The sequence below is a fragment of the Xenorhabdus sp. SGI246 genome, from assembly GCF_040838225.1.
Classification (GTDB): Bacteria; Pseudomonadota; Gammaproteobacteria; order Enterobacterales; family Enterobacteriaceae; genus Xenorhabdus; species Xenorhabdus indica.
On record NZ_JBFPEZ010000151.1, the window covers coordinates 1 to 9173 of the forward strand.

At 38.2% G+C, this 9173-nt stretch carries 10 protein-coding genes and 3 pseudogenes; 10 read left to right on the forward strand and 3 right to left on the reverse strand.

Annotation, left to right across the window (positions count from 1 at the left end; translation table 11 throughout):
• Positions 1-439: 439 nt before the first annotated feature.
• The 7 genes and pseudogenes from ABLA85_RS18650 to hpt all read left to right on the forward strand — a co-directional run.
• Positions 440-698: pseudogene (locus tag ABLA85_RS18650) on the forward strand (DNA primase); the annotation flags it as partial.
• A 330-nt stretch (positions 699-1028) separates the two neighbouring features.
• Positions 1029-1493, forward strand: a pseudogene (locus ABLA85_RS18655) (Hcp family type VI secretion system effector); the annotation flags it as partial.
• Positions 1494-1765: 272 nt separating this feature from the next.
• Positions 1766-2608, forward strand: a complete 843-nt coding sequence (locus ABLA85_RS18660; protein ID WP_367965804.1) for a DUF6402 family protein — start codon at positions 1766-1768, stop codon at positions 2606-2608.
• Positions 2605-3045, forward strand: a complete 441-nt coding sequence (locus ABLA85_RS18665) for a DUF6201 family protein (RefSeq protein WP_367965805.1) — start codon at positions 2605-2607, stop codon at positions 3043-3045. The genes ABLA85_RS18660 and ABLA85_RS18665 overlap by 4 nt, the downstream gene beginning before the upstream one ends.
• A 224-nt stretch (positions 3046-3269) precedes the next feature.
• Positions 3270-3590: pseudogene (locus ABLA85_RS18670) on the forward strand (hypothetical protein); the annotation flags it as partial.
• Between the two features lie 388 nt (positions 3591-3978).
• Positions 3979-4260, forward strand: coding sequence for a hypothetical protein (locus ABLA85_RS18675; protein WP_367965806.1), 282 nt, complete (start codon positions 3979-3981; stop codon positions 4258-4260).
• An 840-nt stretch (positions 4261-5100) separates the two neighbouring features.
• Positions 5101-5637 (forward strand): hypoxanthine phosphoribosyltransferase, encoded by a 537-nt coding sequence (gene hpt / locus ABLA85_RS18680; RefSeq protein ID WP_367965807.1) that lies wholly within the window; start codon positions 5101-5103, stop codon positions 5635-5637.
• Between the two features lie 80 nt (positions 5638-5717).
• Here hpt and can read toward each other — a convergent pair whose 3' ends face one another.
• Positions 5718-6371 carry a carbonate dehydratase gene (gene can, locus ABLA85_RS18685; RefSeq protein ID WP_047683804.1) on the reverse strand — a complete coding sequence of 218 codons (654 nt, stop codon included), beginning with the start codon at positions 6369-6371 and terminating at the stop codon, positions 5718-5720.
• 180 nt (positions 6372-6551) lie between these two features.
• On the opposite strand from can, the gene ABLA85_RS18690 reads away from it, so the two are divergent.
• Both ABLA85_RS18690 and ABLA85_RS18695 read left to right on the forward strand, forming a co-directional pair.
• Positions 6552-7478 carry an ABC transporter ATP-binding protein gene (locus tag ABLA85_RS18690; protein ID WP_367965808.1) on the forward strand — a complete coding sequence of 309 codons (927 nt, stop codon included), beginning with the start codon at positions 6552-6554 and terminating at the stop codon, positions 7476-7478.
• Positions 7475-8245, forward strand: a complete 771-nt coding sequence (locus tag ABLA85_RS18695) for an ABC transporter permease (protein ID WP_367965809.1) — start codon at positions 7475-7477, stop codon at positions 8243-8245. Before ABLA85_RS18690 ends, ABLA85_RS18695 begins: the two co-directional genes overlap by 4 nt.
• Positions 8246-8344: 99 nt before the next feature.
• Here the strand turns inward: ABLA85_RS18695 and ABLA85_RS18700 are convergent, their stop codons facing one another.
• Together ABLA85_RS18700 and ABLA85_RS18705 are read right to left on the reverse strand one after the other, a co-directional pair.
• Positions 8345-8584, reverse strand: a complete 240-nt coding sequence (locus ABLA85_RS18700) for a RidA family protein (RefSeq protein ID WP_367965810.1) — start codon at positions 8582-8584, stop codon at positions 8345-8347.
• Between the two features lie 51 nt (positions 8585-8635).
• Positions 8636-8980, reverse strand: a complete 345-nt coding sequence (locus ABLA85_RS18705) for a putative quinol monooxygenase (protein ID WP_367965811.1) — start codon at positions 8978-8980, stop codon at positions 8636-8638.
• Here ABLA85_RS18705 and ABLA85_RS18710 point away from each other — a divergent pair.
• A partial coding sequence (locus ABLA85_RS18710) for a helix-turn-helix domain-containing protein (RefSeq protein WP_367965812.1) occupies positions 8903-9173 on the forward strand: 271 nt, incomplete at its 3' end. The genes ABLA85_RS18705 and ABLA85_RS18710 overlap by 78 nt on opposite strands.

The window sequence follows — 9173 nt, forward strand, 5'->3', positions numbered from 1 at the left end:
CCGGCTTCTGAATCGCATACCTTGCTGTAACTGCGTTAAATTGTCATCTACCCAACAAAACACCCAAATGATAAAATCTTGCTGTGACATAGCCTTTTGTTCCTTTATTTCTCTATTTTTGACGACTTAAAGTTATAAAGGAGCGGCTATGTCATTTCAACTCACCATAAAAGTCGAGCATCGCGTTATTTTATGTCCTCGATGAGCTTATGGGGTTGATCGGTGTGTAAATAATCACGCTCATTATTGATGGTTATTGTGGTTATTTAAAGTAAAATCAACTGGTTATATTTATAATGAAACATATTGTAGAAGCAAAAGACACTCCACGCCCCTGAGCATTGGCTCATGAACTATAACGGGATCGCATTCACAGAATCGGCAGTCGGGGAAAATATCCGGCAACATGCTCCGCATTTCTATCAATAGCTGTCTCATGCGGTGGATGATATTCCCGTTTAATATTCTGGTCAAAGAGTCAGAAAAAGCCCCGGAATCATCGGAAAAAATTAGCTGGGAATTGCCTGTGATTATCCGCCATCTATTAAACGAATTTGCCGACCAGAATAAGGCTAAAAACTGCTACAGGCGCAACGTGATTCTAACGAAGCACTCTTGTGAAAAATAACTCCGATCCGCTGTATAATTTCTGTGCTTATTTGGTTTCGTTAGGGAAAGAGTTAGGCATGAAGATGGGGAATTATGCTTAACTGTGCACCCTATGAACAACAACCATAATTATTACCTAGTTTTTGGATAGGGTGCACAGTTGAAGGGAGTAAAAAGATTTTCAGGGGACTACCTTTGGCAGGTAAATAAAAGTCAGAGAAAGCATATGCAGTGTATCCGTTTTATTTTTTGGTATTACCTGAAATTTAAATGATGTAATTATCTGATTTTATTTAATAACAGACGTTAATCACAATTTCATTGATGGACTTTTACGCATACTGGAATCCATAAATAATCCTGTTGTATCCTGTTTTATTCATTCGATATTTATCGGAAGTCAGATTACAGGAGACACGATGTCACACGTTATCTACTTATCACTAAAAGGCAAGAAACAGGGATTAATTTCAGCGGGATGTTCAACCCCCGAATCCATCGGAAACCGCTATCAGACAGGCCGGGAAGATGAAATACAGGTATTGAGTGTCAGCCATTCAGTGAGCCGCAACCAGAACGCGCATCATCACCCTGTCAGCTTTACTAAACCCATTGATAAATCCTCGCCGCTGTTAGCAATGGCAATCGATGGTAACGAATTGTTAGAGGCCGTTTTTTTATGTTATCGAACCAGCCAAATGGGGCAATTAGAAGCCTTTTATGAAATCAAGCTAACAGGCGCAACCATTGTTGATTTTACCTGCTATTATCCCCACTCAATAAATAGTAATGACCAAATACCGTATGAAACGGTACAGCTAGATTACAAATCTATTTCATGCAGGCATCTTATTGCTGGTACATCAGGTTATAGCATCACGCAATTATCCGGGCGTGAAGAAAGCAGGCCGCTTTTGTCTGGATTCTCGAATATTAAACCGCTGGTTGAAGAAGCTGTTGCGGCTCTATTTAGCCATAAGTTCATACTGAAACATCAAGGGAGTGGCTGCCGAGATATTGCGTATGGTGTGGAAACGGAAAAAGGATTGATTGAGGGAATATGTCAAACATCTGGAATGACAAAACAGTTTGATGCCAAAAAAGAAGAAAGCCTTGAAGTTAAATATTTATTTCAGACAAAAATAGGGATTTAATTATGTCGATTTTTAAAACTAAAACCGTTAAAGGTGGAAAAAATACAGAAATTGAAATGGATATTTTTTATTTAAACCAAATCCCTGATGCAATGGAGAAAATGGGCTGGGAGATGGCACCAAAATTAATGCGCCATTGGTTTGATACTAAACCTGCGTCTGCTTTTACTGAAGCAACAAAAGAACTTTATGCAGTAATTGGAGACTCGGTAAATATTCCAAAAGAAAAAGTGAATGACTCAATAGTTAAAATGACTTGGGCGCTTAATTATACACAAGTAAGAGAGCTTGTAGAAGAGCTACATAGCATGTGGGCTTCACCTAAGGGAATATTATTGCTAAAAAAAAGGTTAATTAAAAGTAAAGATAAACATATAGGATATACTGATTCAGCCATTGAATTAGATACATATGCTCAGGTTAATTCCAGAAAGATAGGTTCTATGCTCGATACTATAGATGATTATTATGGGGCTATAGGTAAGGCAACGATAAAATTAGCAGTAAGAGGGCATGTTGAGAGAAGAAACTCTAAAGAGGTGTTTATTACAGAGCTTGTTGGTATTTATTTGAAAGATAGTTATGATTTTATAACAAAAGGTGAATTTCTTGGTGTATGGCATAAAAATGGGGTGTTAAATAAAACTAAAACAATAGCTTACATGGGGCTTTATGAAAAAAACGCATGGAAAGAATTAGCTGGTGAATATTCAGGAACTGTTCCCATCTATAATGATGACTTCCAGATGTGGCAAAAGAAGCGTAATGCAGGTGGAGATTTTATAGTGTTTTCTGATGTATTGTGGATGTCCCCATTACCTGCACATAGGATAGTAGAGCTATGATTTTAAATAATATAGTGAAGAAAATATTGTTTTTCATGTTGGGGATTATTTTTTTTTGGTGGTTCTTTCTATCACACGCTACTTTTCTTATGGATAAATTTAAATTGTATGAAAACACAAATGGAGAGTATACTGTTAAGTATTATAAACCATTGCCAATAAATTTATTTGGAATGTATTTTCTGACCGTAGAAAGGCCCCCTGTTTTTGTTGTTCTATATGATGTTAATCATAATTATATCGGACAAAGCTCTCCATTTTATATGGCTGGTAAATTTGATGTTTTAGGTAGTAATCCGATGTTTCCAAATAATGATAAATCCACCCCTTTTTATGATAGTTTTATTGTTGTTAATTCTGATGATTTTTCCAATGCCTATGAGATATCAATAGACCATAAAAAATGGTGGAGTAAAATACTTCAATACTTTCATTAGCACCACTATGGCGGTTCAATTTTGAATCGCTATTCTTTTTTTTAAAAAAATTGAACATAGATAACCACTGCTGTAAGTTATCCTGTTCATTCTATTGTATGCTTAATTATCATAATTAAGTTAATTTATTATTTTTCAAGGTGTTAAAAATAAATTAACTAAAAACACCATGAAAAAACTACTCGAATGAATTACGCCAGCAAAAAGCCGATTTAACCCATCAAATGCGTTCACTGCTTACTAGAGCAGAAGACGAAAAACGTTCACTAGCCACTGACGAAGCCAAACAATTCGACGAACTGCGCAATCAGTCTGATATGCTGAATACGGAAATTGCCTGTTATGAAGCGCTGTCTGATGAAGAACGTAATCAGGCGAAGAACCAGCCGACCAATAGTAAACTCAGCAATGACGAACTGCACAATTATATTCTGACTGGAGAAACACATTCTTTATCTACACAGAAAGCGCGGAGCATTTCCTCTCAATGGACAGAAATGCTGACCAAACGCTTTAATATCTGGTGTCAGGGTAAAACACCGTGGACAACCACAAATTGAGAAGGAATATATAAAATATTGTGCAGTTTTATTATTACATAATGGTTTTTATTTAAGAAGTAAATTTAATCTTTTATAACTCATTTTATTTGTAATTTAGAAAACACTGAAAATGTCAAGAGGATAAAAAATTCAAAAAATAAATTATTTGGTGAGGTAATTCCCTGCCTCTTGAATTGAGACTAATGTCATAAATTTTATTTTTATATTAGCATGTGTATTAACTTTTTATTTTATATGGTTATCATGTAGAACGCTTATTTTTCATTGAGAAAATATAAGTTTAAATATCTAATTATCACTGGGTGGAATTTAATAATCTATCGCTGCTCAGCGATGTTAATTATTTTCATAAAAATAAAAGGATAATGGAATGAGTTATATTAAAGTGAAAAACAAAAACGAGACATCAAATAAAAATCCTCCTGCTGGTTATAATAGCTGGTTAGATTTCTGGGAGAAGAAAAAAGGCAAGAAGGCTGAAGAATGTGAATCTCGTACATGCAGCGGTTCTGCTGATGTTGGAGGGCATGTAATCAAAAGCGGGGATGGTAATAGAGAATATATACTTCCTTTGTGTTCCTCATGTAATCATTCCTCAAACAAGGATGAATTTGAGGCTTGGGATGCAGATTTGATACCTGTAAAAGACTAAATTAATGAGGTTATAAATATGTCGGGCGGGTTAATTTATGTAATTAACCCGTTTTTATTTGGACTATTTGCTTTTTTATATATTTTGACATGTGGAAGATTTATCGTGTTTGCCTTAAGCGCAGAGTAGCAAGATCATCTTGCATTATTAATGCATATAACACAAAAAGTTAAGCGTTTATACTGATTCGCTTATTGAACCAGATAAACCAATCAGTTAAGGTAGCCCCGCCATTGGCAAAATCCAATGGTCAGGGCTTCGCATCCCTGAGTCAAGATCATTGGTAGGGATGTTTCTACCAGTGCCGCTATCAGCCTTTCAATGGTGATTCAGGCAGGGGAGGTTTCGGCCTCACCGGAATCTTGACCCGGTAATTCGAAATACATCCCTCATAAATCTGTCCTGGTCGCTATTTTGATTCGTATGGTCGATTGATTGAACGCAAGGTTCGGGATAAATCATAAAAATAATCAGTTCCATTTGAAAATCATCAGGAAGATAGCCGTAACGGGGTATCTTTTCACTGACATAAACATTCGTGACGTCATATCAATAGCTTTCGACGCAATACGTCGCAACCTCTTCACAAGGTCGTAACATTTGGCATACTGGCCTACTCACAGACAACGATCTTTGCCGATAGACATTCATCTAAACCCAGCTTCCTCTTTTACCGCAATCGATACCTTCTGGTATACTCCGCCAATATTTTGTTCTCATGTTTTCTTATGTGTCCGTCTTTATGCGATTAACCGTATATCACTCGGTGTATCAATATGGGTGATTTATCACATAATTAAAGGTGAATTTATTGTTTTAAAACAAATGGGTATGTGAAAATTGAAACATATTGTAGAAGTAATGATCTCCGAGCAGGAGGTTAAGCAACGCATTGCTGAATTGGGGCAACAGATTACAGAGCATTACCGCAATAGCGATCGTGAACTAGTATTGGTTGGCTTGTTAAGAGGATCGTTTATTTTCATGGCAGATTTATGCCGTGAAATACAGGTTCCTCACGAAGTGGATTTTATGACAGCGTCCAGCTATGGTAATGGAATGAGTTCTACCCGCGATGTGAAAATTCTGAAGGATCTGGATGAAGATATTCGTGGTAAAGATGTGTTGATCGTTGAAGATATTATCGATTCAGGCAATACACTAAATAAAATTCGTGAAATCCTGGCCTTGCGTGAACCAAACTCGTTGGCAATTTGTACGTTACTGAACAAGCCATCCCGTCGTGAAGTTGATGTGCCAGTTGAATGGATTGGTTATTCGATTGAAGATAAATTCGTGGTTGGTTATGGCATTGACTATGCTCAGCGCTATCGTCATCTGCCTTATATCGGCCATGTTACTCTGCTGGGAGAGTAAATTCTTGTGCTAATGCACAAGAGCATTGGTGCAGTAAATAAGTGGCAGTTTTAGCTGCCATTTATTTTTACAGAAATTTGTTATTTTTTATTAGCCAGCTTGGAGATTGCCTGGCGGTAGTTTAGTTCCAATTTTTCCCGGCTGTCCGCGGTAATATCCAGATCATATAGCTCACCATCCTTCAAACCGTATACCCAACCGTGGATCATCACTTTTTGCCCACGTTTCCACGCTGACTGCATAATAGTTGAATGACCAAGGTTATAAACCTGTTCAATAACATTTAGTTCACATAAACGATTCAGTCGATCATTAGGCGGCAACTCGCCAAGCATTGAGCTGTGTTTGTACCACAAATCACGGATGTGGAGTAGCCAGTTATTGATTAAGCCTAATTCAGTACCGTCTACTGCCGCTTCAATACCACCGCATCCGTAGTGACCACAGATGATAATATGCTCAACTTGTAAAACATCGACAGCATACTGTACAACAGATAAACAATTTAAATCGGTGTGTATAACAAGGTTCGCAACATTCCGGTGAACGAAAAGATCACCCGGTGCAGCATCGATAAGCTTTTCAGCAGGTACACGGCTATCCGAACAGCCTATCCATAGAAAGTGGGGCTTTTGTGCTTTTGATAATTCATTGAAGAAATGCGGATTTTCTTCATTTACGGATTTAGACCACTGCTTGTTTCTGGCGAACAGCTCTTCAATTTTTCTCATCATGACTAATAGCCTGGCAACATTTTAAGATAGAATCATATACAACATTAATTGAGAATTTAATATTTAATTGAGTAATGTTTTTGCTTTGATCCCTATCATTGAAAAGAAGTATAGGGAAAATAATGGCATAATCTCTATCTTGCATTCAAAAATAGCAAAGAATAAAGGTGTTTTTGACTTATGGCTTATGCATTGGAGTTAACTCAGCTCACGAAGACCTATAAAGGTGGAGTGAAAGCATTGCGCGGGATTGATCTACGTGTAGAAGCTGGCGATTTCTACGCGCTTTTGGGGCCAAATGGTGCAGGAAAATCGACTACTATCGGCATCATCAGCTCTTTGGTTAATAAAAGTAGCGGTAAGGTCAACGTATTTGGTTACGATATTGATACGGATTTGGTCAATGCCAAACGTCAGTTGGGTTTAGTGCCGCAGGAATTTAATTTCAATCCATTTGAAACAGTGATTCAGATTGTATTGAATCAGGCAGGATATTACGGTGTACCGCGCGATGTGGCGCAAAGCAGGGCGGAAACCTATCTGTCACAGTTGGATCTATGGGGCAAGCGCAATGAACGGGCAATCCGTTTGTCAGGAGGTATGAAACGCCGTCTAATGATTGCCCGTGCTTTGATACACGAGCCGAATTTATTAATTTTAGATGAGCCTACTGCTGGCGTGGATATTGAACTACGTCGCTCTATGTGGGAATTTTTGAAAACTTTGAATGCACAGGGAACAACTATCATCCTGACAACTCACTATCTGGAAGAGGCTGAAATGCTCTGCCGTAATATTGGCATTATTCAGAATGGTGAGTTGGTAGAAAATACCAGCATGAAGGATTTACTCAGCCAACTGGAACTGGAAACGTTCTTATTCGATTTAGCACCGAAAAGAAATATGCCAGTCCTTCAGGGTTATGGCTATCGTTTGGTGGATACCACCATATTAGAAGTGGATGTGAAACGTGGGCAGGGATTAAATGATATTTTTTCCCAATTGAGTATGCAGGGCATCCAAATTAACAGCATGCGTAATAAAGCGAATCGTCTGGAAGAGCTGTTTATCGGGTTGACAAATAATAGCCAAGGAGCTCGTCAATGATCCAATTATACTGGGTGGCATTGAAAACTATTTGGATTAAAGAAGTTACTCGCTTTGGTCGTATTTGGGTACAGACTTTGCTACCACCAGTGATTACTATGTCTCTCTATTTTGTCATTTTTGGCAATCTAGTGGGTTCCCGTATTGGGGAAATGGGGGGCGTAGCGTATATGCAGTTTATTGTTCCCGGTCTGATTATGATGTCTGTGATCACTAACTCATACTCAAACGTCTCTTCTTCCTTTTTTGGTGCTAAATTTCAGCGTAGTATTGAAGAAGTGCTGGTTGCGCCTGTGCCAACACATGTCATTATTGCCGGGTTTGTCGGCGGCGGAGTGGCCCGTGGTGTATGTGTAGGCATTTTAGTTACACTGGTTTCTTTGCTTTTTGTGCCGTTACAGCTCCACTCGTGGGCAATGGTCGTAATAACTTTACTGGCAACATCGATCTTATTTTCATTAGCTGGCTTGTTGAATGCTATTTTTGCGAAAACCTTTGATGATATCAGCATCATTCCGACTTTTGTTCTGACGCCATTAACCTATTTGGGCGGTGTATTTTATTCCCTGACTTTACTGCCTGAATTTTGGCAGATGGTATCGAAGCTAAATCCAATTGTTTATATGGTCAGTGGATTTCGCTATGGTTTCCTCGGTATTACTGATGTGTCTCTGGTAATGACATTAGGTATGTTAGGTATGTTTATTCTCGGTTTTTACTTATTAGCGTGGTATTTGATCGAGTCGGGTAGAGGGCTGAGAACTTAAGCGGGATCGTCTGAATATAAAATATGTAGCTCTGCTGTGTTATACGGCAGGCTACACGCATATAGAAATATTATTTATCGCTACCTGCCTTGTGTTGCATTATTGGCGGGAATCTACCATAGTGAGTTTGATTAAATCGGATTTTTGGCATTTCTCTTGCTCAAAGATTGGTGTGATTTGCTGGAGGATCGCAAGAGTTTGTGATTCAACATCGTGATCTTGTGATGCTGTGCCTAGTGCAGTGAGATCTGAAATATATAATAGGTTGTGATGTCTTGTCGCATGTACGTAAGGGCCTTTTACTTGCGGTAAGTTGGCATAATTTATTCGAGTGACCAAAAACAGCTCCTTAGTAAGGTTTCAACAAAGAATATTTTTACCCAATGGATTTCAAATTGTGTCTGCTGTAAATACTTGCACCACTTCGGTTAAGTCTAATGACAAATAATTCTTAGTATGATCATATTCAAAATGTTGTTTTAATGCCTCTTGGCTAATGAATTTTTCCCACATAATAAATGTGTTGGGGGTTTTATTAGATTGCTGTATGAAGAATATTTCACATCCCGGCTCTGACAGTGTTTTTTCTTGGAGTATTTTTAGTTCTTTGATATTAATTCGGTGTTCAAATACGAATAATTGTTGTATTATGGAAAGATGAAAAAAGATACTCGACAACTTCCTCCAGAGATACAGCAATATAATCGGCAATTGGTGATACGCATGTATCAGCAAGGGATCTCGCGGAATACCATCGCTGAAACATTAGATATCAGCTACAACAGCATTTGTATTTGGATAAGAGCCTGGGAAAACAGCGGAGATGGAGCCTTGCTTCAGGGCAAACGTGGGCGTCGCGCATTAGAACAACGTTTACTCAACCCCATTCAGGAAGAGAAACTTCAGCAAGTTTTACGCGATAAGACAC

Bases quoted from the DNA above. Each gene is read 5' to 3' on its own strand.
- ABLA85_RS18660 (WP_367965804.1), top strand. From the start codon at position 1,766: ATGTCGATTTTTAAAACTAAAACCGTTAAAGGTGGAAAAAATACAGAA.
- can (WP_047683804.1), bottom strand. From the start codon at position 6,371: ATGATGAGAAAAATTGAAGAGCTGTTCGCCAGAAACAAGCAGTGGTCT.
- ABLA85_RS18690 (WP_367965808.1), top strand. From the start codon at position 6,552: ATGGCTTATGCATTGGAGTTAACTCAGCTCACGAAGACCTATAAAGGT.
- ABLA85_RS18675 (WP_367965806.1), top strand. From the start codon at position 3,979: ATGAGTTATATTAAAGTGAAAAACAAAAACGAGACATCAAATAAAAAT.
- ABLA85_RS18665 (WP_367965805.1), top strand. From the start codon at position 2,605: ATGATTTTAAATAATATAGTGAAGAAAATATTGTTTTTCATGTTGGGG.
- ABLA85_RS18695 (WP_367965809.1), top strand. From the start codon at position 7,475: ATGATCCAATTATACTGGGTGGCATTGAAAACTATTTGGATTAAAGAA.